Raw genomic sequence first — 24625 nt, 5'->3', positions numbered from 1 at the left:
ATAATCATCCGTTGTGCAAAAATCACCATAATGAGGTTGGCATGAATTGGGACGATGTGCGTATATTCCTCAGCGTTGCCAGAAGCGGACAGTTTCTGTCTGCAGCCAGAAAGCTCGGCGTCAACCATGCAACGCTGAGCCGACGTGTCTCGGCGCTGGAGACAACGCTTGGCTCCCAATTGTTTCTGCGCAGCACCACCGGCTGCGAACTGACAGAAGATGGCGTCCGTTTTCTTCTGTCTGCGGAGAGGATGGAAACGGAAATGCTTGGACTTCAGGCCGATCTGGGGCGCGGAGATGCCGCGATCAGCGGAACGGTCCGCATCGGCGCGCCAGATGGTTTCGGTGTCTCTTTTCTGGCGCCGCGCCTCGGTATGCTGACGGCACGACATCCTGACCTGAAAATCGAGCTCGTGCCCGTGCCCCGTTCCTTCTCGCTGTCGCAGCGCGAGGCCGACATTGCGATCACTATCGAAAGACCGGAGCAAGGCAGGCTGGTGCTGTCAAAGCTCACCGACTACTCACTGGGGCTGTATGCGTCGAAATCCTATCTTAAACAGAATGGGGCGCCTGAAACCGTTGAGGCGCTGAAGCGTCACCGCAGGATTGGTTATGTCGAAGACCTCATCTTTTCGCCATCGCTGAATTACACCGGCGAAATCATGCGCGACTGGAATGCGAGCTTCGAAATATCGAGTGCCACCGGCCAGACGGAGGCGGTGCGCTCTGGTGCGGGCATTGGCATCTTGCATGATTACATCGCCCGCAATGATCGGGAACTGACGCGCATTCTGCCTGATGTCACGATCCGCCGTTCCTATTGGACGGCGTTCCATGAAAATGCGCGCCAACTGGCGCGGGTCAGAACCGTGGTGCAATTCCTTCAGGATATTGTGACGAGTGAACGGTCGATCTTCAGTCCTGCCGCGTGAGCCTGATGATATAGCAGACGATGCGATCTGCCTGGACAGCGACCGTGCCATTGACCGAAACGGCGTCAAGCGCCGTCAGGGCCAATGACTGATGGTCTGATACCGCGTAGATCTCACCCGTTGCCAAGATAAATACCGTTTCGTTTTCGGCCTGTTTGCTGACCGAAAAGCGGCCGCTGAGACGCTCGACGCTGTGACGATAACGACCACGCCGCGTCATCACATTCAGATCGCTAATTGGCCCATCGACAAGCGTTGCCTCGACTGGAACATCTGCTGGGAAAGCAAGCGGTGGGCTTGAAAGCGTCATAAGGACGGGCTTTTGACCATCCATCCTCAGCGACATGCCATTTCCATTCAGAATGGACAGCGTACGATCTATGCCGGGAAAGATGGAGAATGGTCCGTCGCCTGCAACCGCTGCCATGCTGATACGCCAGTCAAAAGTCTCGACTGAGGCGTCTGGTGGAAAGACGGCGATTTCCACCGTCTCCCCGCCGCCATTCTTCCACGGCATATGTTTGTAATTGCTGGAACGAAGCAGCTCCATCCCGATCAGTTGCCGAGAATGCCGGGCAGGCGCAGGCCCTTTTCCCGGGCGCAGTCCAGCGCGATATCGTAGCCTGCATCCGCGTGGCGCATGACGCCGGTTGCCGGGTCGTTCCACAGCACGCGGTCCAGACGCCGTGCCGCATCGTCAGACCCATCGGCGCAGATGACCACGCCGGAGTGCTGGGAAAAGCCCATCCCCACACCGCCGCCATGGTGCAGCGAAACCCATGTCGCGCCCGACGCCGTGTTCAGTAGCGCATTGAGAAGCGGCCAGTCGGAGACGGCGTCCGATCCGTCCTTCATCGCTTCCGTCTCGCGGTTGGGCGAGGCAACCGAGCCCGAATCGAGGTGATCGCGACCGATGACGACGGGGGCTTTCAGCTCGCCGGTCTTGACCATTTCGTTGAAGGCCAGCGCCAGCCGGTGACGATCCCCCAGACCCACCCAGCAGATTCGCGCAGGCAGGCCCTGAAAGGCGATGCGATCGCGTGCCATGTCCAGCCAGTTGTGCAGATGGGTGTTGCCGGGCGTCAATTCCTTCACCTTGGCGTCTGTCTTGTAGATATCCTCCGGATCACCCGAAAGTGCTGCCCAACGAAACGGGCCGATGCCACGGCAAAACAGCGGGCGGATGTAGGCGGGCACGAAGCCGGGGAAGGCGAAGGCGTTTTCCAGCCCCTCCTCCTTGGCAACCTGGCGGATGTTGTTGCCGTAATCCAGCGTTGGAACGCCGGCGTTCCAGAAATCGACCATGGCCTGAACATGGAGTTTCATCGAAGCGCGGGCGGCTGCTTCCACGGCCTTCGGATCGCTTTCCTGTTTGGCGCGCCATTCGGCAACCGTCCAGCCGATGGGCAGATAGCCGTGGATCGGGTCATGGGCCGAGGTCTGGTCGGTGACGATATCGGGCCGGACACCGCGTTTGACCAGTTCAGGGAAGACGTCGGCCGCATTGCCGATAAGGCCGACGGACTTGGCTTCGCCCGCTTTCGTCCACTGGTCGATCAGCTCCAAGGCCTCGTCCAGCGTGTGGGCCTTGGCATCGACGTAACGGGTGCGCAGGCGAAAATCGACGCGGGTCTCGTCGCATTCCACGGCAAGGCAGCAGGCACCGGCCATGACGGCGGCCAGCGGCTGAGCGCCACCCATGCCACCCAGGCCGCCGGTCAGGATCCATTTGCCCTTGAGATTGCCGTCATAATGCTGGCGACCAGCCTCCACGAACGTCTCATAGGTGCCCTGAACGATGCCTTGCGTACCAATGTAGATCCACGACCCGGCCGTCATCTGGCCGTACATGGCCAGCCCCTTTTTATCCAGCTCGTTGAAATGCTCCCATGTGGCCCAATGCGGCACGAGGTTGGAGTTGGCGATCAGCACGCGCGGCGCATCCTTGTGGGTGCGGAACACGCCGACAGGCTTGCCGGACTGGACGAGCAGCGTCTCGTCCTCGTTGAGGTCCTTCAGCGTGGCAACGATGCGGTCGAAATCCTCCCAGGTGCGGGCGGCGCGGCCAATGCCGCCATAGACAACGAGTTCATGCGGGCGTTCGGCAACGTCAGGGTCGAGATTGTTCATCAGCATGCGCAGCGGCGCTTCGGTCATCCAGCTTTTGGCGTTGAGCTCAGAGCCTCTCGGGCTGCGGACTTCCCGTTCATTGTGGCGTGGGTTGGTCATGATGGTCTCCCCTGTTCGTTGATGCGCAGCGCGAAGTCTTCCATGCGCGTCAGAATATCTTTGAGATGAATGCGAAGAGCTCCGGCCTTTTCGGCATCATAGGCGAAGGGCGGCGCTTCTGTGACAAGATGGGTGGATTGCGCCAGCTCCATCTGGATGGCGTGAACGCCGCTATCCGGCTTGCCGTACTGCCGCGTGGTCCAGCCGCCCTTGAAACGCCCGTTGAGAACGGACGTGTATCCTCGCGCATTCGCTGTCACATCGACGGCGATGGCTTCGATAGCGGGGTTGCAGGTGCGACCGAGATCCGTGCCGATATTGAAATCCGGCAAGGCGCCCTTGAACAGAAACGGAATATGCGAGCGGATGGAGTGACAGTCGTAGAGGATGGCGATGCCGTGAATGGCTTTCACCCGCGCGATTTCCGCTGCAAGAGCTGCGTGGTATGGCGCGTGAAACGTTGCCAGCCGGTGGGCGATATCCGCTTGCGTCGGCTCTTCGCCTGGCTTCCAGATCGGATTACCATCAAAATCCGTCGTCGGAACCAGACCGGTCGTATTCTGGCCGGGGTAGAGGCTCAAACCTTCTGGATCGCGGTTTGCGTCGATCACATAGCGGTGGAACGTGGCGCGCACAGTGGTCGCATCATCCAGCAGTCCCGCATAGAGATCGTGAATGTACCAGTCCGTGTCGGCAAGGATTTTACCGTTGTCGTTCAGGCGTTCCCATATGTCCTGGGGCACATCGGTGCCGGTGTGCGGCAGACCGAGAATGATGGGGGAGGAGCCGTGGTGCGTTTCGAAAACAGGCATTCTTATGCCTCCAGCATCGGCAGAATGCCATCCGAGATGACAGACACCAGCGCACCGGACGCAATCAGTTCCGACGCTGCTTTCAGGTCGGGGGCCATGTAGCGGTCATCATCCAGCGAAGGAATGACGTTGCGCAGCACGGCCATCGCCTTTTGCAGTTCCGGGCTTGTCGTCAGCGGGCCGCGCAGCTCCACGCCTTGCACCGCAGACAGTGCCTCGATACCGATGATAGCAAACAGGTTTTCCGTCATCACCAGCAGGCGGCGCGCGCCATGGCAGGCCATCGACACATGGTCTTCCTGGTTGGCGGATGTCGGTGTGGAATCGACCGATGCCGGATGCGACATCTGCTTGTTTTCGCTCATCAAGGCAGCGGAGGTGACCTCTGCGATCATCAGGCCGGAATTCAGCCCCGGTTTTTTGGAGAGAAACGCGGGCAGGCCGTAGGACAAGGCGGGATCGACCAGAAGCGCAATCCGGCGCTGGGCGATGGCACCGATTTCGCAGATGGCGAGCGCCGTCTGGTCGGCGGCAAAAGCCACCGGTTCGGCATGGAAGTTGCCGCCTGAGACCACGGAATTGTCTGAAAGCACCAAGGGATTGTCGGTGACGGCGTTGGCTTCGATCTGCAATGTCTGTGCGACGTGACGCAGAAGGTCGAGGCAGGCGCCATCTACCTGCGGCTGGCATCGGATACAATAGGGGTCCTGCACGCGCTCGTCGCCTTCGATATGGCTGATGCGGATTTCGGAACCTTCCAGCAGATTGCGAAGGGCTGCACCGGCATCGATCTGGCCTTTATGGCCACGAAGCGTATGAATATCGGGATGGAACGGCGCGGAAGAACCCATGGCCGCATCGGTGGACAACGCGCCGGTAATCAGTGCCGCCTGTGCTGCTCGGTGGGTGCGGAACAGCCCGGCCAGCGCGAGCGCCGTCGATGTCTGGGTGCCATTGATCAGCGCCAGACCTTCCTTGGCGGCCAGAACAACCGGTGTCAGTCCAGCCCTGGAAAGCGCGTCAGAGGCTGGCAGCAAAGTGCCCTGATAAAAGGCCTCGCCTTCTCCCATCATGACGGCGGCCATGTGGGCCAGCGGCGCCAGATCACCGGATGCACCGACCGAACCCTTTTCCGGGATTGACGGGATGACACCCTTTTCCAGCATGCCTTCGATCAGTCGCACCAGCTCCAGCCGCACACCGGACGCACCGCGACCAAGCGAAATGAGCTTCAGCGCCATGATGAGGCGGACAATATTTTCCGGCAACGCTGCACCCACGCCGCAGCAGTGCGAGAGGATGAGATTGCGTTGAAGGGTCGTCACGTCGGCGGCATCGATCTTGATCGAGGCCAGTTTGCCGAAACCGGTGTTGATGCCGTAGACAGGGGCATTCCCCGCCGCGATCTCGGCGATGCGTTTGGCCGCACGCTCGATGCCGGCATCGAAAGATGGATCGAGCTTTGCAGAGCCATTGTTCCAGTAGAGGTCGGCAAGATCGGCAAGCTGCACGGAACCGGGGTGAAGCGTGATGGTCATGATGTGATCCGTCCCTTGAAAATACGGGCATGAAGCGGGTTGAAACCGATGCGGTAGACGAGCTCGGCGGGACGCTCGATATTCCAGATGGCGAAGTCGGCAGATTTGCCGACCTCCAGTGCTCCGGTCTCGGAGGTGAGCCCGAGGGCTTTCGCGGCGCTCCGCGTCGTGGCTGTCAGGCATTCCTCCACCGTCAGGCGGAACAGAGTTGCGCCCATGTTCATGGTCAACAGCAGCGACGTCAGCGGCGAGGTGCCGGGGTTGCAATCCGTAGCCAGCGCGATATCGGCACCCGCATCGCGTAGTGCCTGAACGGGTGGCGCTTGCGTTTCGCGCAGCGCATAGAATGCGCCGGGCAACAGCACCGCGACGGTTCCGGCGTGGCCGAGCGCGTCGGCACCGGCCTTATCCAGATATTCCAGATGATCGGCAGAGAGTGCGCGGTAAGATGCTGCAAGCACGGAGCCGCCAAGATTGGAGAGCTGCTCCGCATGCAGTTTCACCGGCAGGCCAAGAGACGTGGCCTTGTCGAAAACCATGCGCATGTCTTCAACGGAAAAAGCAATCCCTTCGCAGAAGCCGTCGACAGCGTCGATCAAGCCTTCCGCATGGCCGCGCTCCATTCCGGGCAGGACGACGTCGGTGAGGTAGTCCGCGTTGCGGCCCTTGTACTCAGCCGGTGTCGCATGGGCGGCAAGATAGCTGGTGACGATGCGAACCGGACGAAGCGCTCCCAGCCTGCGCGCCACACGCAGCATTTTCAGCTCCGTCTCGATGTCCAGCCCGTAGCCGGATTTGATCTCGATGGTGGAAACGCCTTCCGCCAGCAGCGCATCCAGGCGTGGCAAGGCCTGCGCAATGAGTTCGCCCTCGCTCAGCGCCCGTGTATCGCGCACAGACGAGACGATGCCGCCGCCCGCCTTGGCAATGTCCTCATAGCTTGCGCCGTTCAGGCGCATCTCGAATTCCATGGCGCGGTTACCGCCAAAGACGAGATGGGTATGGCAATCGATCAGGGCCGGGGTGATCCATCGGCCTTCGCAATCGATGCTGTGGGAGGTGGCTGCATAGTCGCCCGGCAGGTCCGCTTCGGGACCTGCATAGACGATGCGCCCATCTTTCACCGCTAAGGCGCCCCTCTCGATAACTCCGAGGCCGGATAGTGACGGTGAGAGCGTCGCAAGATGGGCATTGCGCCACAGTGACATCATGCTCTGATCCTCTGGAATGGAGTTGTCGGTCATGCTCGATTTTCCCTTCCCTTATGTTTAATATGTATATACATAATGGATTGCGAGGCAAGAGCTGCGATCTGAAAAATTGAGGAGCCACTATGATCCTTCACGCTGAAACCGCTTTGTTGGCTGGTGGCTGGGCCAAAAACGTCCGCCTGGCAATGATGGGCGGCCAGATCGCTTCTCTTGAAACGGATGTCGCGGCGAAGCCGACGGACGAGCGGGCGAGCATCATCGTTCCCGCCATGCCGAACCTGCACAGCCACGCGTTTCAACGCGCCATGGCGGGAATGGTGGAAACGCGTGGAAGCACGGCGGACAGTTTCTGGAGCTGGCGAACGCTGATGTACCGCTTCGCGCTGACCATAACGCCGGACCAAATGGAGGCAGTGGCGGCTCAGCTCTACATGGAAATGCTGGAAACCGGTTTCGGCCGTGTCGGCGAATTCCACTACCTCCACCATGACAAGGACGGTGGTCATTATGCCAATATCGCCGAACTTGCCGAGCGGATCGCCGCTGCGGCCTCGCAAACCGGTATCGCGCTGACACTTCTGCCTGTGCTCTATGCCCATTCTGGCTTTGGCGGACAGGAACCGCTGGACGGTCAGCGCCGCTTCATCAATTCCACGGACAGTTTTGCACGCCTGGTGGATGGCTGCGTTGATGCTGTCGCCACGCTGCCGAACAGTGTGGTCGGTGTGGCGCCCCACAGCCTTCGGGCGGTGACACCGGAAGAACTTGTCATCGCGGCGCAGCTTGCGCCGAACGCACCCCTGCACATTCATATTGCCGAGCAGGTGAAGGAAGTCGAAGACTGCATGGCATGGTCTGGCAAACGACCCGTGCAGTGGTTGCTGGACACCAACGATATCACGGATCGCTGGTGCCTTATCCATGCCACCCATATGACGCTGGAGGAAACGACGGGTGTGGCAAAGGCCGGTGCGGTGGCCGGACTCTGCCCCGTTACCGAAGCAAATCTTGGTGACGGGACCTTTGCAGCACCTGAATTTCTGGCGGCTGGCGGCGTGTTCGGGATCGGCTCCGATAGCAATGTGCTGATCGGTGTGGGGGACGAATTGCGGCAGCTGGAATATTCGCAACGCCTGTCGCAGCGCGCGCGCAACGTCATCGCACCGGCCAATGGCTCCACGGGCAGAACGCTTTTCGATGGCGCACTGAGCGGCGGCGCGCAAGCCTTGGGCGTAAAGGCGGGCATTGTCGAAGGTCAGGCTGCTGATATCGTGTCGCTGGACACATCGCACGCGCCCTATCTGGACAAGGACCATCTGCTGGACGGCTGGATTTTTGGTGGTCTGGTGAAACCGGACACGGTCTGGATCCATGGCAAGGCGGTCGTTCGAAACGGCAGGCATGTGGCGCGCGAGACGATCTCCAGCCGCTTTCACAAGACCATGAAAGAACTTTTGTCTGCATAGATAACCGGATCCGGCAGAGCGCGGTTTCCGGGGCTTGACTTGGGCCAATACCTCGCCGAGTGCTAGGCTTTCAAGGAGTATTTAAGCCATGCCTCATTTCCTTCGTCAGCTTTCGCCCACAGGTCTGGGTGTAGCCGTGATGCTGCTTGGCATGCTGCTGTTTGCGTTGAACGATGCGATGGGAAAATGGCTGGTCGCAACCTATAGCCTCGGCCAGGTCGTACTGGTGCGCAGTGCGGCCGCCATCATTGTGCTATTGCCCATTCTTTTGCGCGTGGGATTGCGAAATCTGGTGCGGGTCGAGCGTCCCGTCTTGCAGGCGGCGCGCGTATTTTTCTCCACCGCCGAACTCTTCTGCTTCTACTTCGCCGTGGCGGCTTTGCCCTTGGCGGATGTCATGACCTATTGGCTGGCGGCCCCCATTTACGTAGCCGCCCTTTCGCCGTTTCTCTTGGGTGAAAAGGTCGGCTGGCGGCGCTGGACGGCGATCGCTATCGGCTTCGTCGGCGTGCTGGTCGCGCTCCAGCCAAGCTCCGCATCCCTCACCTCGGCGGCACTGTTTTCGGTTCTCGGAAGTGCAGCCTTCGCATTCATGATGCTGTCCGGGCGTCAGTTGAGAAACACCCCGGATACCGTTCTTGCCTTCTGGCAGGTTGTGGGCGCTGCGGTCGCCGGGCTGGTTGCGATTGCCTGGGCACCGTCGGGCTGGGTGCCGCTGCAATCCGGCTTCGATCTTTTCCTGCTTGCGCTTCTAGGCATCGTCGCCATGACGGCACATGTGCTGGTCAATCGCGCCCTCAAGCTGGCAGATGCCGCAACCGTCGCACCGCTGCAATATACGCTGCTGCTCTGGGCAGTCGTGTTCGGATGGCTGATCTTTGGCGATATACCCCAGAAAAGCATCGTGATCGGTGCCGGCCTGATCGTGCTGGCGGGGCTCTATATCTTCTTCCGAGAAAATGCCCTCAAGCGCAGGCAGGCGAAAGCTGCGCGCCCGCCAATGGAAGATGTGGTCTAACGAGAAAGCCCTTGTGGGCCAGGATGCAACTTTTTGTTTGCAAAATCGCTGAAATTCCATCTCTCCGACAGGCTGAAGCCTCAAAAGACAACTTTCGCCTTGACGAGATCACGAACTTGAGAGACTACAAGGGCATTCCCATCCCCTGACATCTGGATTTGGGAACCGAACTTTGGTGCCGGGCCCCTCTGGCGAGAGTTTTACGGCGCTCTCGCGATGTCGGTACCGCCTGCTTCTGACGCCGGCGGATTTAAACCCATGAAAAATCTGACCATGCATTCCATGCGTGCGCTTTGTGCCATGCCTAGCCCCCGCTTCCCTGTTCGCCCAGCCAGCATGGGAGCCCTGTGATGACACAGACAACGAAATCCACACTGACCTATTTCAAATGGGCCTTCATCGTCACGGTCGTTGGCCTCATTCTGGGTGGCTATCTCGGCTGGCAGATGACGGGTACCGTTAGCGGCACTGCCACGATCTTCTTCATCTGCGCGGTTCTGGCCGTGCTGGAGATATCGCTGTCCTTCGATAACGCCATCGTCAATGCCAACAAGCTGAAAGACATGACGCCCGAATGGCAGCACCGCTTCCTGACATGGGGCATTCTCATTGCCGTGTTCGGCATGCGTATCGTCTTCCCGCTTTTGATCGTCGTCATCGCTGCCAATGTCGGTCCGTGGACAGCCATGGTGATGGCCGCAACCGAACCGGATCGTTATGCGCAGATCATGAAGGATGCACATCTGCCGATCGCAGCGTTTGGCGGTACCTTCCTGATGATGGTGGGCCTCAGCTTCTTCTTCGATCATGAGAAAGACGTGCACTGGGTGCGCTGGGTGGAAGAAAAGATCGCCGCCTACTCCTCCATCAAGGGCATCGAGATCGCCTTCGTGTTGATCGTCATGCTGGTCTTCTCGCGCATCATCGCGGGTAGCGCCGATCCCAAGCTGGGGCCGGAGGCAGCCAATTTGTTCTTCAGTTCGGCGATCTGGGGTCTTTTGACCTTCCTTCTGGTCGAGGTTTTGGGTGGTATTCTGGACCGCAGCCAGCAGGTGCTGGAAGGTGCGGCAAAGGGTGGCTTCGGCGCGTTCCTGTATCTGGAAGTGCTGGACGCGAGCTTCTCCTTCGATGGCGTCATCGGCGCCTTCGCACTGACGTCCAACCTCTTCATCATCGCCATCGGTCTGGGCATCGGTGCCATGTATGTGCGCTCGATGACCATCATGCTGGTCGAAAAGGGGACGCTGGCGGAATACCGCTATCTGGAGCACGGCGCGTTTTACGCCATCCTCATCCTCTCGGTCATCATGTATGTGCAGAGCCTGGTCCACATTCCGGAAGTCATCACCGGCCTTGGCGGCGCAACGCTGATCGGTATCTCGCTGTGGTCTTCGATCCGCTACAACAAGCGGGAGAGAGCCCACCAAGCAGCATCCGGTCACGGTCCCGTCGCTTGACACGTCAACGGCCTCTCGCCCGCGCGGCGACGGCTTAAATTGAAGCGTTTTGCTTTTGAGCGATTAAAAATTAAGCCCCAGCGTCGTCACGCTGGGGCTTTACCGTTTTCAGGTCCCCTGATGTTCAGGCTTTTGCCCGGATATTTGCAGTTGGCACGCTTCCTGCTTTGTGCTCGGCAAGTCCAGAGGGGACGCAAAAGCTCGCAAAGAGCATTCGCTGCCGCCATGGTCGATATGCATCCGTGCAATCGTCCTGGCGGCAGTTTTGTTTTTGTTCACCGGTTTGCGCCAAGATGCGGGGAAACCACCGACTGAATACGAGCGAATGGAGCCGGACGTGCCTGTCGAATTGTCTCCCTCCCAAGCGCTGAGCCTGTGGCATCGGGTTGTGCTGGCGCAGGTCGAAGAGGATGCGCCGGACCTGACCGCGCGACAAATGGCCATCCTGCTCCATATCTATCTCGTGCCACCGCCGCACACGGTTCGTGGGCTGGCCCAGGTTCTTGGGGTCACCAAGCCCGTGATCACCCGCGCGCTGGACAGTATGGGTGCCATGGGCCTCGTCGACCGTCAGCGTGACCCTGTCGACCGCCGGAACGTCGTCATAAAAAGAACCGTATCGGGTGCGCTCTATCTGGAAAAATTCGGTGATTTGATTATCGAACAGGCACGCAAGGCCTGAAAGAACGGGACGACATACGATGACGCTTGTAGAGACCACACTTGATCGCCGCCTCAACGTTTTCAGGGAAGACCTTGCCGATGAGCGGCTGAAAGGTCAGGTCCAAGCAGCCCGATTTGTCAGTGGTACGCCAGCGCAGGTGACGGTTCCCGTCATCGGGCTGCGTCCAAAACCCGATCTTGCAACAGGTATCGACACGGAATTGCTGATGGGCGAAACGGTGCGGGTGTTCGAGCGTGCCGATGGCTGGGCCTGGGTGCAGGCCGATGCCGACAGTTATGCCGGATATCTACCCGAAACCGCGATTGGCGAAATCGTTACCGCCACCCACCGCATCATTGTGCCGCGTACCTTTCTCTATCCTCAGGCCGAACTGAGGAAGCCACCCGTGGCGCCGCTGTCCATGGGCAGTCGCGTGACATTCGTGGGCGAGGCGGAGACCCGTGGGACACGGTATCTCGTGACCGACAAGGGGGAAGCCGTCATCGCATCGCACTGTGTTGAAGTCGGCACGGCTGTGGAAGACGACTATGTGTCCGTCGCGCTGCGCTTTCTGGAAACGCCCTATCTGTGGGGCGGACGTTCGGGCTTCGGGATCGATTGCTCCGGGCTCGTGCAGCTTTCCATGGCCATGACGGGGAAATCCGTTTTGCGCGACACGGACATGCAGGTGCACTCGCTGGGCCACGAGATCACCCGTGAAGCGTTACAGCGCGGCGATCTCGTCTTCTGGAAAGGCCATGTTGGCCTGATGGAGGATGCAGACACACTGCTCCACGCCAATGGCCACACCATGACGGTATCGCGCGAAAATCTCACAGAGGCGATCGAGCGGATCGGTTGGCTCTATGAGAGACCGACCGCTTTTCGTCGCCCATGAGGTTTCACGAAAACGTTTGAGCCGTCCGCCTGTTTCGGCCCGCCTGCCGTTCTATATAAACAAGCATCGCATTTACGGCAGGGCAGGCTATGGCACGACCATCGACAGGTATCGCGGCTTTCATGGTGACAGGGCTTTTCCTTGCCGCTTCTGCGCAGGCGCAAACGGTCTACGACAACGGATACAAACCGGCGCCGGACGCCTACACCAATCTTCCGGGTGTCAAGGATCCCCGGACGCTTCAGCAGAAAGAGCGCTACACCTGCTCCTCCACATCGGTCACGTCGAGTTATCCGGACGGTGAATATCGCGATCTCTTCGGAAGCCGTGGTCTGCCCGTGCAGGGCTATCGCTGCACCGGGTCGGCGGGCGTGACCGCGACGGGCACACGCGTGCCCACCTCGAAGGACTGGTATCCCGGCATCAACCCGCCCGCCGTCGATTTCTGATCGGCGTTTCAGAACCGCCTTTACCCAAACCGGTCTGGACTTGCCTTGGTTTTATCAGATAAGTCTTGTGCCGGGAGCGGATCAGGTTCCTGGAGGCGTCACGCCTTTCGAAATGCGCGGCGATACCGACCCTTGTTGAAGACGGGGTCTGGTGCGGGGGATAGCAGCAGCAATGACGAAGACAGATATAGCGACCCGTGTGCACAACCACACCTGGAAGCTCGACCCCATCATCCGCAGTCTCATCGATACGGATTTCTACAAGCTTCTGATGTTGCAGATGATCTGGAAGCTTTATCCAGAGGTCAATGCAACGTTTTCGCTGATCAACCGCACAAAATCCGTCAAGCTTGCCGATGAAATCGACGAGATGGAACTGCGTGAACAGCTGGACCACGCCCGCACGTTGCGGCTTTCGAAGAAAGAAAGCATCTGGCTGGCGGGTAACACCTTTTACGGCCGCTCGCAGATTTTCGAGCCGGAGTTCCTGTCGTGGCTGGATAGTTATCAGTTGCCGGAATACGAACTCTTCAAGCGTGATGGGCAATATGAGTTGAATTTCCATGGCCGCTGGATGGATACCACTCTGTGGGAAATTCCAGCCCTTGCCATCATCAACGAATTGCGCTCGCGCAGCGCCATGCGCTCGATGGGCTATTTCACGCTCGACGTACTCTACGCCCGCGCCAAGGCCAAGATGTGGGAAAAGGTCGAGAGGCTGCGTGAACTGCCGGGCCTGCGCATTTCCGATTTCGGTACCCGCCGCCGCCACAGTTTCCTGTGGCAGCGCTGGTGCGTGGAAGCCTTGAAGGAAGGCATCGGTCCGGCCTTTACCGGCACCAGCAACGTGCTTCTGGCGATGGATTCCGACCTGGAAGCTGTCGGCACCAACGCCCATGAACTGCCCATGGTGGTTGCGGCGCTGGCGCAGAACAACGAGGAACTGGCGTCTGCCCCCTATCAGGTGATGAAGGACTGGAACCGTCTTTACGGCGGCAATCTGCTGATTGTTCTGCCGGATGCGTTCGGCACCGCCGCATTCCTGCGCAACGCGCCGGAATGGGTGGCCGACTGGACCGGCTTCAGGCCTGATAGTGCGCCTCCCATTGAAGGCGGTGAGAAGATCATCGACTGGTGGCAGAAAATGAACCGCGATCCAAAGAAGAAGCTGCTGATCTTTTCGGACGGTCTCGATGTCGACGCCATCATCGATACCTACAAGCATTTCGAAGGTCGCGTGCGCATGAGCTTCGGCTGGGGCACGAACCTGACGAATGATTTTGCCGACTGCGCGCCCAAGACCATCGAAAGCCTCAAGCCGATCTCGATCGTCTGCAAGGTCATCGATGCCAATGGCCGACCGGCGGTGAAGCTGTCCGACAATCCGCAAAAGGCCACCGGTGAGGCAGACGAGGTGCAGCGTTACCTGAAATTCTTCGGTCAGGAAGATCGCAAGGAACAGGTCGTTCGCGTGTAAGGGGAGGGCGGTTTCCCGCCCTCATTCGGTGTCTTACGTCTTGGCGAAGGTCCGTGAGATATAGTGGAACAATGCGCGGATCGCCTGCGCTTCGCCACCGATGGACGAATGCGGGCGTTCGCTCAAAGACCAGCCGTAAATGTCGAAATGCGCCCATTTCTTCGTCTGCGTCACGAAGCGCTTGAGGAAGAGAGCAGCCGTAATCGAGCCCGCCATGCCTCCGGCTGGCGCGTTGGTGATGTCGGCAGCGCGTGAACGAATATCCTTGTCGTAGCCCATATAGAGCGGCAGACGCCACAAGGGGTCATCCACATCCATGCTGGCATCGGCAATGCTGTGAGCAAGGTCCTCGTCGTCGGTGAAGAACGGCGGCACGTCAGGTCCGAGTGCGACGCGGGCAGCACCCGTCAACGTCGCCATGTCGATCATCAGATCAGGTGCATCTTCATCGGCATAAGCCAGCGCATCGGCCAGAACGAGACGTCCCTCCGCATCGGTATTGTCGATCTGGACGGTCAGGCCCTTGCGGCTCTTGTAGATATCGCCGGGGCGGAAGGCGTTGGCGGAAATAGAGTTTTCCACCGCGGGCACGAGCACGCGCAGATTGATCGGAAGGCGCGCATCCATGATCATCAGTGCAAGACCAAGAACGTTGGCTGCACCGCCCATATCCTTCTTCATCAACGCCATGGACGAGGACGGCTTGATGTCGAGGCCGCCGGTATCGAAGCAGACACCCTTGCCGACCAGCGTCAGGCGCGGATGGCCCTTCTTGCCCCAGGTCATTTCCAGAAGGCGTGGTGCGCTTTCGCTGGCACGACCGACCGCGTGCACCAAAGGGAAGTTTTCTTTCAGCAGGTCTTCGCCAGCCACGACGGAAACCTTTGCCTTGTAATGGGCCGCCAGACCGCGGAAGGCGATTTCGAGCTGATCCGGTCCCATGTCATTGGCAGGCACGTTGATCAGGTCGCGAGCCAGATAGACGCCGGCCAGAACACGCTTGATCTCGGCGTCCTCGGCATCGCGGGGAATCACAAGTTTCGCGCCGTTGCTTTTCACGGTGCGATATTTGTCGAAGCGATAGGCGCCGAGACCGAAGCCCAGCATCAGGCGGTTGACCGTCAGCGGTGCCGCTTCGATATGCCAGTCGCCTTCAGGCAGCTCCCTTGCGAGTTTGCCGGTGATGAAGGGCAGTTCGGATGGATTGGTGCCGAGACCCAGAAGCGCGCCACCGAGTGCACCTTCTGCGGACGGGATCAGAAGAAGCGCGCCAGCATCCGCTTTGAAGCCCGCCTTGCGTGCCCAGTCGAGGGCAATCGGATCGATTGCACCCTGTTCGATGTGCGCCGGCGTCACGGCAAAAACCGGCAGCGTCGTGCCTGCTTTGGAGCTGAAAGGCGTGGTGCGTTCGATAAATTGATAGGGGGGCATCGGCTGCTTTCGTAAAGGTCTGAAACCGGTAAATTAACACTCTGTTAGGGTTAACAGATTATTGCTGGAGCGAGGGTTGCGTCGGTTTAACTTACACCGTGCGCGCCGTTTCGATCAAACCGAAAGCCGGGGCAATGTCATGATTGCTGTTTCTACCATCTCAGCACGTCGCACGACACTGCTTCGCGGTGCATGCGCGGCGATCGTTGCGCTTTCCCTCGCCAGTTGTTCAACAACCAAGCCTGATCGCATGTCGACGGGATCGATTCCGCAGGTGTCGCGCGCCTACGACCAGATGAACATGGAGCAGTTGCGCCAGGCGGAAGCGTCCACCGGACAGGCCTATGAGCGCAACCCGAAAGACCGCAACACCGGCCTCAACTACGCCAACCTCCTGATGATGACCGGCAAGAACACACAGGCGCTGGCCGTCATGCAGCAGGTGGCAATCGCCTATCCATCCGACCGGGAGGTTCTGGCCGCCTACGGCAAGTCGCAGGCCGCTGCCGGTCAGCTCGAGCAGGCGCTCAATACCATCAACCGCGCGCAAATGCCCGACCGCCCCGATTGGCGGCTTTATTCCGCTGAAGGGGCTGTCCTGGATCAGCTTGGCCGCTCGAACGAAGCCCGTGCCAAGTATCGCCAGGCTCTCGATCTGAGACCAAACGATCCAAGCATATTGTCCAATCTGGGCATGTCCTACGTGCTACAGAGCGATCCACGTACGGCCGAAACCTATATGCGCTCCGCCGTTTCACAGCCAGGTGCCGATAGCCGGATCAGACAGAACCTGGCGCTCGTGGTCGGCCTCCAGGGCCGTTTCGAAGAAGCCGAACGCATCGCCATGCAGGAACTGTCCGCCCAGCAGGCACAGGCCAATCTGACCTATCTGCGCGGCATGTTGGCGCAAAAGAATGCCTGGTCGCAACTGGCCGATAAGGGCAAGAAGACGGCTGCGAACTAAACAGTCCTTCTTGACGGAATATCAGATGAGGCGGCCTTGATGGCCGCCCTTTTCGTTTGGGCCTGTCAAATCAAAACGTATCGGAAATACGGATGCCTGCGGGACCGAGAATGACCGCAATCAGCACCGGCAGAAAAAACAGGATCATCGGAACTGTCAGTTTCGGCGGCAGGGCGGAGGCCTTCTTTTCAGCCTCGTTCATGCGCTCGTCACGGCCTTCCTGTGCCAGAACACGCAGGGCCTGCGCCAGGGGCGTGCCGTATCGCTCTGCCTGGATCAGCGCCTGAACGACGCTTTTCACGCCATCCAGCTGCGTGCGGATGCCGAGGTTCTCCAATGCCGTCCGGCGGTCTTGCAGGAAAGACAACTCAGCCGTCGTCAGCACCATTTCTTCCGCAAGCTCAGGCGACTGGTCCGCCATTTCCTCCGCCACACGGCGCATGGCCGCTTCCATCGACACACCCGATTCGACGCATATCAGCATCAGGTCCAGCGCATCGGGCCATGCTCGCTTGATGGATTTCTGTCGCTTGGACATCTGGTTGGAAATGAAGATATTGGGCGCGTAAAAGCCGAGATAGCCAAACCCCAGCACGGCCATCAGGCGAATGCCGAACGGTCGCGTGCCCAGATTTCCCATGACGAAGACCCACAGAAACGCCAGCAGCAGGAAAACGAAGGGGAGGAGGAAGCGGGCTGCGAGAAAGGTGTTCAGCGCGTTTTGCGAGCGATAGCCGGCAGCGCGCAGCTTGTTGACCGTATTGGCGTCCACCAATGCTTCACGCAGGTTGAAGCGCTCGACGATCTTTCGGGCCGACTTGTTGTTGTTGGCCCGCAACGACGCCTTTTCACCCTTCGCAGCTTCGCTCATGCGTTCGCGCTCGCGGCTTCTGATCTGGTCGCGCTCGGTGGACACCGCTTTCATGCGTTTGTTGAGATCTCCCTTTTCGAAATAGGGAATGGCCAGCGTATAGAACGTCGCAAACACCGCCACGGACACCAGAATGGCGATGATCAGATGTGGGTTCATGAGGCTGGATGCGAATTGCTCTGACATGGTGCTGCCGCCTCAAAAATCGAAGTTGATCATCTGGCGCATGACGACGATACCGATGGACATCCACAGCGCCGAAGCACCCAGAATGAGATGGCCGCGGGAATCGGTGAAAAGCACCGATATGTAGTCTGGCGACGTCAGATAGACGAGCGTTGCTACGATGAAGGGAAGCGCGCCGATGATGACGGCAGACGCCTTCGCTTCCATGGAGAGCGCAGCCACTTTCGCCTTCATCTTGCGACGTTCACGCAGCACCTTCGACAGATTGGCCAGCGCTTCGGACAAATTGCCACCGGCCTGGGCCTGAATGGTGATGACGGTGCCGAAGAAGTTCACTTCCGGTAGCGGCATCGTCAGCATCATGCGGCCGATCCCCTCCGGGATCGTCATGCCCACCTGCTGCGCTTCGACCACCCGCTGGAACTCCGTCTTGACCGGCTCCTGCCCGTCCGATGCAATCAGCCGGATGGAATCGTTAAGCGGCAGACCTGACTTGATGGAGCGGTACATGACGTCGAGCGCGTTCGGAAACTCCTCGAGAAACTTGTTCTGGCGACGTTTGACCAGAAAGCCGAGCACCCAACGAGGTAGACCGAGCGCACCCACAAAGCCGCCGCCAAGCGCCAGAAAAAGCGGTGCCGCATAGAGCAGCGCAACCAGAAAAATGGCAAGCCCGAGGCCTGCGCTGATGAGATAGAATTTTTGAACGGAGATGGAAAGACCAGCCTGCACCAGCCTGCCGCGAAGGCTGGTATCTTTCCGGTCCTTCGATTTTTCGTTCTGCTTCTTTTCCAGGTCTTTCAGCGTATCCTGCACCGATTTACGCCGCTTGCTCATTTCCTGAACGCGGTCTCTTGCGGCCTTGATCTTGGTGTGGTCGGTCTCTGCGGATTTGACGCGGCTGACGCGGCTGGCGGTCTTCTTCTCAACCTCGATCTGCGGGAACAGAAAGACATAGGCTATCGCTCCTGCCGAAATGGCGACGAGGATCACGAGCAGCATCACCGTCATGTTCATTTGCTGTTCCGCCTTGACCTGGCCTTACGTTGCGACATTTGACACTTTCTACTGGGACTTGCTTTCCATTTCATCCAAGGCCGCCGCCAGGCGCTTCTCCTCGTTGAAATATCGGGCCCGGTCCCAGAAATGCGGTTTGCTGATACCCGTTGAGACATGGCGCCCGATGATCCGGCCACCCGCGTCTTCGCCGTCCATCTCGAAACGCATCAAATCCTGGGTGATGATCACATCGCCTTCCATGCCCATCACTTCCGTAATCTGCGTAATCCGACGCGAGCCATCGCGAAGACGGGCGGCCTGAATGACGATATCGACCGATGAGGAGATGATTTCGCGTACCGTTTTCGCAGGCAGGCTGAAACCACCCATGGCGATCATCGATTCCATACGGCTCAGACACTCACGTGGCGTGTTGGCATGGATCGTCCCCATGGAGCCGTCATGGCCGGTGTTCATGGCCTGCAACAGGTCGAAGACCTCAGGTCCACGCACTTCACCGACGATGATGCGTTCGGGGCGCATACGCAGGCAGTTCTTGACGAGATCACGCATGGTGATTTCGCCTTCGCCCTCGATATTGGGTGGCCGTGTTTCCAGCCGCACCACATGCGGCTGCTGAAGCTGAAGTTCGGCGGTATCTTCGCAGGTGATGACCCGTTCGGTCTTGTCGATATAGCTGGTCAGGCAGTTCAAGAGCGTCGTCTTGCCTGAACCCGTTCCGCCCGAGATGACGACATTGCAGCGTACACGCCCGATGATCTGGAGAAGAACCGCGCCTTCCGGCGTGATCGCACCGAAACGTACAAGCTGATCGAGCGTCAGCTTGTCCTTCTTGAACTTGCGGATCGTCAGCGCCGGGCCGTCGATGGCCAGCGGCGGCGCGATGACGTTGACACGCGAACCGTCCGGCAGGCGGGCATCACAAATCGGGCTGGATTCATCGACACGACGACCGACTTGGCTGACGATGCGCTGGCAGATGGACAGGAGCTGGGCATTGTCGCGAAACCGGATATCGGATTCGATGGTCTTTCCACCCACTTCGACGAAGGTCTGGCCTGAGCCATTGACCATGATATCGGAAATGTCGTCGCGCGCCAGAAGCGGCTCCAGCGGACCGTAACCCAAAACGTCGTTGCAGATGTCTTCCAGCAGCTCTTCCTGCTCGGAAATCGACATCGCAAAATTCTTGATTGTGATGATATCGTTGACGATATCGCGGATTTCCTCGCGTGCGCTCTCGGTGTCGAGTTTAGCCAGCTGCGACAGATCGATGGTGTCGATCAGCGCGGAAAAGACCTGCGCCTTCGTCTGGTAATACTCCTCGGTGCGCGCACGCTTGCGTGTCTGGGGCGGTGCCGCATGGGTTGGCGGGGCAGGTGGTGCGAGCACCAGGGTCTCTGCGGGTTCGGCGCGCGGCATGGACGCAACAGAAGACGAGGCAGGGGGAGACGCCACCTGCCCGATCTGTGCGCTCCTGGGGGAGCCTTCGTTGCCACGTTTTCCGAACATATCTGTCTTCCGGTCGCCTGCTGCACGCGGTGGCGTGCATCACTTGCGCTTTATGAGGTCCATGAATTTGCCCAGTCCGGCTCGCTTTGCCTTGCGTGCTGAAGACCGGCCCGTCACGATGTGGGATATCTGCGAGATGGTTTCGGCAATCGGCGATTTCGCGTCGATCTCGCTGATCATGCGCCCGCTATTGGCCGCATTGCCAAACAGCTGCACATCGAACGGAATGATGGCAATCGGTTCGATCTCCAGGGGCTCGAAGAAATCGGCAGGCGCGATTTCCGGGCGTTTGAGCATGCCGACCTGATTGAGCACCAGATGCGGGACCTTGTCGTTTGGTCTCAGCCTTTTCAGGGCATCCAGCAGGTTTTTGGTGTTGCGAAGATTGGCAAGATCCGGCACCGCCGTGATCACGACCTTGTCGGCCTCGGCCAGCACAGTCTGCGTCCAGTCAGACCAGATATGCGGGACGTCCAGAACGGCAACGGGAGAGCTGCGTTGCAGCAGTTCCAAAAGTGGCTGAAAGGCCAGACGTTCGAAATCATAGGGCCGGTCGAGCAGGGAGGGGGCGGCCAGCAATGACAGATGCTCGGAGCATTTGGTCAGCAGGCGATCCAGAAAAACCTCGTCCAGACGTTCCGGTGCATAGACGGCTTCTGCAATGCCCTGCGCAGGGTCCTGATCGAAATCGATATTGGCGGTTCCGAAGGGCAGGTCGAGATCGGCCAGAATGGTCTCTGTCGAAAACAACGTCGAAATGCCGAAGGCGCAATTGTGGGCGATCGTGGACGAACCGACGCCGCCCTTTGCCCCGATGAAAGCGATGTTACGGCCAAGTGGCTCGGATTCGGGATCCACGAAAATGGCCGAGATCGATGCCAGCAGATCCGGCATGGTCACCGGTGCGACGAGGTATTCCGAAATGCCATTGCGGATCAGATCGCGATAAAGCGAAATGTCGTTGTGGCGACCGATGATGATGACGCGTGTGGTCGGATCGCAGACCTCGGCAAGCGGCGCGAGATCATTGAGAAGGGTCGATGGCTCGCGCGCTGTTTCAAGAATGATCAGGTTGGGCGTTGGACTTGCCGCAAACATGGTTGCAGCGGCTTCGACCTCACCATTGGTCACCCGCAGGCTGACCTTGTTCATGCGCCGGTCGCCCGAAAGGCGCTCGATCACCCGCTGCAAACCGTCGCTTTCGCAAAAAGCGTGCACGGAGATGCGCGGCAGGGGCCGAAGCGCGTCGAGATCGCTCGTCCGCACAGGCTCGTCCGCGTAGGGTTCCTGCGAAGGTCCGCGTTGAATGTCGTAATCAACCGAGCTCATGGTTTATCCTGTTGCCGCAAACGGCCTGTGCTGAACGTCATTCCGTTGTTGCCGTGTTCTTGCCTGCACGATAATTGCCGATGACAGCGGAGCGGCGCTCCGCATCGATCGGGCTCATGCCGCGCGGACCGACGAGGTCCATCGGGTTTGCGATTTGTGCGGCGAGGTTGTTTTGAGACGCGCAGCCGAAATTGTACCAGTTCTTGTTGGAATAGGTGTTGTCGGATAGGTCTTCCGGCCATTGGCCGCACTGTCCGGTCATGGCGGTCATCGCGATGAAGCTCAAGCGAATGGGAGCGGCATCACCCGTGGGGGCCGCGCCATAATGGGTTTCCACGATCTTGCTTGACGCTATGCCGGACGACGTGAGCACGGAACGGATCTGGCGCTTGAGGATGGACGCTGCGGCGGAATTCGCAGATCCTGTCGGCACCTGAATCTGGACGACGCCGGAAGATGTCGCGGTATAGCTCTGGGCAAACCCCTTGATGGTGTCTGCCATGCCCACCGTCAGGCGGTTGTCTCCGGCCGAGACTGGAATATCGAGGGAATGCTGCGCTTCCGAGAGCGTAATCGGGTGGCGGGTGCGATAATCGTCGGGAATGGCGCCGGTCGACATCGGGTCGCGTGCACATCCCTGCGCAAGCGCTGCCGTGGTCAACAGCGCCAATACCAGGCCTGCCCGGCGGAGCGAGCGCGCATGTGCGAGCGGTTTCATCTGATCCATCTGTGTCATTTGTAGATAAATCCTACCGAGCCCTGATAGGGCTGTGTGTGTGCCTCTTGCCGGTTGCCGTAGACCTTGTTCACCCGGTTCATGAAATACATGGCGGCATCATTTTCCGGGTTGAAGTTGTCGTCGGGCCGCGCGATCTCGTTGCGCGATACCGGACGCACGAGGTAAGGCGTGGCGATGATGACGAGTTCGGTTTCGTTGCGAATGAAGTCCTTGCTGCGAAACAACGTGCCCAGAACGGGCACCTTGGAAACACCCGGTATGCCGGACATGGCCTGACGCACATTGTCCTGAACCAGACCGGCGATGACGATGGAGCCACCCGAGGGCAGTTCCACGCTGGTGGAAGCCTCGCGCTTGCGGATCGACAGATAGGTGCTGCCGGGAACCGAAACGCTGCTGCCATTGCCCGTCGCAGCGCTGCCTTCGAAGGTAGGCTCGGATACGTTGGTTTCGATTTTCAGGCTGATCCGTCCGGGCGACAGCACCACAGGGCGGAAATTCAACTCGATGCCGTAATCCACCGTATCGGTGGAGCGCGTGACTGTCGGGCGGCCGGTGGCGTCATCGATGGCCACCTCCTGTTCCGCGGGTAGGCGGAATTCGCCGCCGACATAGAACTTGGCCTGCTCGCCGGAAATTGCGGTGAGGCTCGGTTCAGCCAGCGTGCGCATGACGCCAGCCTGCTCCATGGCATTGAAATAGCTGCCCAGCGTCAGCTTGCCGATGGTGCCCGCGACATTGCCCGTAGCGGCGAGACCAATGGCGTTGCCGAGATTGGAGGGATTGGAGAACGCGATGCGCCCGCCCAGATCACTGCCTGAACCGCTGATCGAGCCGTTGAAGCCCAGTTGCTTCAACACCTGACGGCTGACCTCCGCAACCGTGACCTTGAGCGTGACCTGATCTTCACCCTCGATGGTCAGCATGTTGACGATGGAGGATTGCTGACGGTCTTCGGCAAAAATCGCGACTGCGCCATCACCGTTGCTCTGGCTGGTCTCGGTAATGTTGCGCGTGGTGGCCTCGCCACCCTTGAGAAAGGCGGATGCCAATTGCACGGCGCGGGCCGAATCCTGTGGCGTGCGCACGCTGCCCGACAGCACGATATTATCCGAGACGATCTCGACGCGAATGTCCGATTCGGGAATGAAGCGGCGCAAATTGGCCTGGAGGCCTGAAATGTCGCGTTCGACCTCAAGGTCGAGGCTGACGATTTCCTGGCCCTGATCCCCGAAGATGAAGATGTTGGTTTGTCCCACCGACTTGCCGAACAGATAGATCCGGCGCGAGCTGCGCGTGACCGCATCCGCCATGCTGGGGTCGGCGACGAGAATGTCGTGCGCATCCTGCGGCAGATCGATGACGAGCGCCTTGTTCAAGCCAAGTTTCAGCCGTTTGCGAACGCCCTGTCCGCTTTCGCTGATCCGCACGATGCTGGCGCTTTGGGCGAGCGCCTCAGATGTCGAAAGACCGAGCGGGGCATGCAGACCGGGAAAGCCGGAGAACGCAATGCAGAACGCCAGGCCGCCGGCAACGGACGAGCGCATGGACTGTACAAGGCGGGAAAATGCGCGATATCTGGTCATTGTGACGACCCTCCCTGTCCGTCCCGCACGATCGAGCCGGATTTGATAATCTGGATGGCCGGTTTTCCCGAACCGCCGCTCAAGAGGTAATCGGCTGATGGGGTTTCGCTTTCCTGGGCATCGGCGACGGATCGAAGCGACAATGTCAGCCGGTCCGCCATCTGTTGGGCGACCGTCATGATCTTGGCCTGTTCGGGCGTCAGTTCCAGCGTGGCGGTGGCACCGACGACTGATGTGGTGCCGTTTTCGCCTTCCTTGATCTGCTGGTCGATGGCCAGAACCCGGACATTGTTGAGAACATTCTCGGTCAAGAAGGCCCCGCCATCGCCCTTGCGGACCATGATGACGTCGACACGGTCATTGGGCAGCACGAACCCGCCTGCACCCGTAGCGACCGAAATCTCCGTGGCGACGGCGCGTTTGCCCGCAGGCAGCAACGAAGACATGATGCTCGTGCCGGAATCGACAACTTTTTCCGGGCGCAGCGGCTCACCTTCGAACAGTGGCAGGCGCACGATCGAACCGGTCAACTCGGCAATGGCGTCAGGCCGTTTGCTCTCGGTCAGGTAATTGTCGTTGATGCTGCCTTGCGGCCATGGTGCCCAGCGCACGGAATCCGCACTCAGCCGGCTCCCGACGGGCAGATTGATGGAGGAGACCAGAATATTGACGGTCGGCTCTTTCTGGATGATCGCTTCGGCCTGCTCGACAACCTGCTGCGGACCACCGAGCTGCATGGCCAGCAACCCTGCAAGACCGGCAGCAACAACAGCTACGGAAAGAATGACGACGCGCGACGGTTTCATGCTCGGGCCTTGAAGGAGTCAGAATCTTAT

The 24625-nt window shown here is 59.4% G+C and carries 22 protein-coding genes; 9 read left to right on the top strand and 13 right to left on the bottom strand.

Features of this window, described 5'->3' with window-relative positions; translation table 11 throughout:
* Positions 1-41: 41 nt before the first annotated feature.
* Positions 42-932 (top strand): LysR family transcriptional regulator, encoded by an 891-nt coding sequence (locus GGQ73_RS12890; RefSeq protein ID WP_183896687.1) that lies wholly within the window; start codon positions 42-44, stop codon positions 930-932.
* On the opposite strand, the gene GGQ73_RS12885 is transcribed toward GGQ73_RS12890, so the two are convergent.
* The 5 genes from GGQ73_RS12885 to hutI are packed head-to-tail and all read right to left on the bottom strand — an operon-like array spanning position 916 to position 6755.
* The gene (locus GGQ73_RS12885) at positions 916-1482 is read right to left on the bottom strand and encodes a HutD/Ves family protein (RefSeq protein WP_183896686.1); all 567 of its coding nucleotides are present in this window, start codon (positions 1480-1482) and stop codon (positions 916-918) included. The genes GGQ73_RS12890 and GGQ73_RS12885 overlap by 17 nt on opposite strands.
* 5 nt (positions 1483-1487) lie before the next feature.
* A complete protein-coding gene (gene hutU, locus GGQ73_RS12880; protein WP_183896685.1) occupies positions 1488-3161 on the bottom strand; it encodes a urocanate hydratase in 1674 nt (557 codons plus the stop codon).
* The gene (gene hutG / locus GGQ73_RS12875) at positions 3158-3973 is read right to left on the bottom strand and encodes an N-formylglutamate deformylase (protein ID WP_183896684.1); all 816 of its coding nucleotides are present in this window, start codon (positions 3971-3973) and stop codon (positions 3158-3160) included. The genes hutU and hutG overlap by 4 nt, the downstream gene beginning before the upstream one ends.
* A 2-nt stretch (positions 3974-3975) precedes the next feature.
* The gene (gene hutH / locus GGQ73_RS12870; protein WP_183896683.1) at positions 3976-5511 is read right to left on the bottom strand and encodes a histidine ammonia-lyase; all 1536 of its coding nucleotides are present in this window, start codon (positions 5509-5511) and stop codon (positions 3976-3978) included.
* Positions 5508-6755: an imidazolonepropionase gene (gene hutI / locus GGQ73_RS12865; RefSeq protein WP_183896682.1), complete on the bottom strand. Its 1248-nt coding sequence runs from the start codon at positions 6753-6755 to the stop codon at positions 5508-5510. Before hutI ends, hutH begins: the two co-directional genes overlap by 4 nt.
* Positions 6756-6844: 89 nt before the next feature.
* On the opposite strand from hutI, the gene GGQ73_RS12860 reads away from it, so the two are divergent.
* The 7 genes from GGQ73_RS12860 to pncB all read left to right on the top strand — a co-directional run bounded on the left by GGQ73_RS12860 (position 6845) and on the right by pncB (position 14151).
* Entirely contained in the window at positions 6845-8188 is a 1344-nt protein-coding gene (locus GGQ73_RS12860; RefSeq protein ID WP_183896681.1) for a formimidoylglutamate deiminase, read from the top strand.
* Positions 8189-8276: 88 nt separating this feature from the next.
* Entirely contained in the window at positions 8277-9206 is a 930-nt protein-coding gene (locus tag GGQ73_RS12855) for a DMT family transporter (RefSeq protein ID WP_183896680.1), read from the top strand.
* A 350-nt stretch (positions 9207-9556) separates the two neighbouring features.
* Entirely contained in the window at positions 9557-10663 is a 1107-nt protein-coding gene (locus tag GGQ73_RS12850) for a DUF475 domain-containing protein (RefSeq protein WP_174151856.1), read from the top strand.
* 337 nt (positions 10664-11000) lie between these two features.
* Positions 11001-11345 carry a MarR family winged helix-turn-helix transcriptional regulator gene (locus tag GGQ73_RS12845; protein ID WP_183896679.1) on the top strand — a complete coding sequence of 115 codons (345 nt, stop codon included), beginning with the start codon at positions 11001-11003 and terminating at the stop codon, positions 11343-11345.
* Positions 11346-11364: 19 nt separating this feature from the next.
* Entirely contained in the window at positions 11365-12225 is an 861-nt protein-coding gene (locus tag GGQ73_RS12840; protein WP_183896678.1) for a C40 family peptidase, read from the top strand.
* Between the two features lie 89 nt (positions 12226-12314).
* Complete coding sequence (locus GGQ73_RS12835; protein WP_183896677.1) at positions 12315-12674, top strand: hypothetical protein; 360 nt, start codon at positions 12315-12317, stop codon at positions 12672-12674.
* Between the two features lie 172 nt (positions 12675-12846).
* Positions 12847-14151, top strand: coding sequence for a nicotinate phosphoribosyltransferase (pncB, locus tag GGQ73_RS12830; protein WP_183896676.1), 1305 nt, complete (start codon positions 12847-12849; stop codon positions 14149-14151).
* A gap of 33 nt (positions 14152-14184) precedes the next feature.
* Here pncB and GGQ73_RS12825 read toward each other — a convergent pair whose 3' ends face one another.
* Positions 14185-15582 (bottom strand): leucyl aminopeptidase family protein, encoded by a 1398-nt coding sequence (locus GGQ73_RS12825; protein ID WP_183896675.1) that lies wholly within the window; start codon positions 15580-15582, stop codon positions 14185-14187.
* 139 nt (positions 15583-15721) lie between these two features.
* On the opposite strand from GGQ73_RS12825, the gene GGQ73_RS12820 reads away from it, so the two are divergent.
* Positions 15722-16546, top strand: a complete 825-nt coding sequence (locus tag GGQ73_RS12820; RefSeq protein WP_174151861.1) for a tetratricopeptide repeat protein — start codon at positions 15722-15724, stop codon at positions 16544-16546.
* 70 nt (positions 16547-16616) lie between these two features.
* Here the strand turns inward: GGQ73_RS12820 and GGQ73_RS12815 are convergent, their stop codons facing one another.
* The 7 genes from GGQ73_RS12815 to cpaB are packed head-to-tail and all read right to left on the bottom strand — an operon-like array spanning position 16617 to position 24595.
* Positions 16617-17603 carry a type II secretion system F family protein gene (locus GGQ73_RS12815; protein WP_174151862.1) on the bottom strand — a complete coding sequence of 329 codons (987 nt, stop codon included), beginning with the start codon at positions 17601-17603 and terminating at the stop codon, positions 16617-16619.
* A 12-nt stretch (positions 17604-17615) separates the two neighbouring features.
* Positions 17616-18620, bottom strand: a complete 1005-nt coding sequence (locus GGQ73_RS12810; RefSeq protein ID WP_183896674.1) for a type II secretion system F family protein — start codon at positions 18618-18620, stop codon at positions 17616-17618.
* A 48-nt stretch (positions 18621-18668) separates the two neighbouring features.
* Entirely contained in the window at positions 18669-20135 is a 1467-nt protein-coding gene (locus tag GGQ73_RS12805; RefSeq protein WP_183896673.1) for a CpaF family protein, read from the bottom strand.
* A 39-nt stretch (positions 20136-20174) separates the two neighbouring features.
* Positions 20175-21464, bottom strand: a complete 1290-nt coding sequence (locus tag GGQ73_RS12800) for an AAA family ATPase (protein ID WP_183896672.1) — start codon at positions 21462-21464, stop codon at positions 20175-20177.
* A gap of 37 nt (positions 21465-21501) precedes the next feature.
* Positions 21502-22200 carry a CpaD family pilus assembly protein gene (locus tag GGQ73_RS12795; RefSeq protein ID WP_412762977.1) on the bottom strand — a complete coding sequence of 233 codons (699 nt, stop codon included), beginning with the start codon at positions 22198-22200 and terminating at the stop codon, positions 21502-21504.
* Positions 22197-23789 (bottom strand): type II and III secretion system protein family protein, encoded by a 1593-nt coding sequence (locus GGQ73_RS12790; RefSeq protein ID WP_183896671.1) that lies wholly within the window; start codon positions 23787-23789, stop codon positions 22197-22199. Before GGQ73_RS12790 ends, GGQ73_RS12795 begins: the two co-directional genes overlap by 4 nt.
* Entirely contained in the window at positions 23786-24595 is an 810-nt protein-coding gene (cpaB, locus tag GGQ73_RS12785; RefSeq protein WP_183896670.1) for a Flp pilus assembly protein CpaB, read from the bottom strand. The genes GGQ73_RS12790 and cpaB overlap by 4 nt, the downstream gene beginning before the upstream one ends.
* Positions 24596-24625: the final 30 nt, after the last annotated feature.

The organism is Rhizobium skierniewicense, from assembly GCF_014196515.1.
Lineage (GTDB): Bacteria > Pseudomonadota > Alphaproteobacteria > Rhizobiales > Rhizobiaceae > Agrobacterium > Agrobacterium skierniewicense.
The sequence above is the reverse complement of the archived record's forward strand: the minus strand, read 5'-3'. Positions and strand labels throughout refer to the sequence as shown.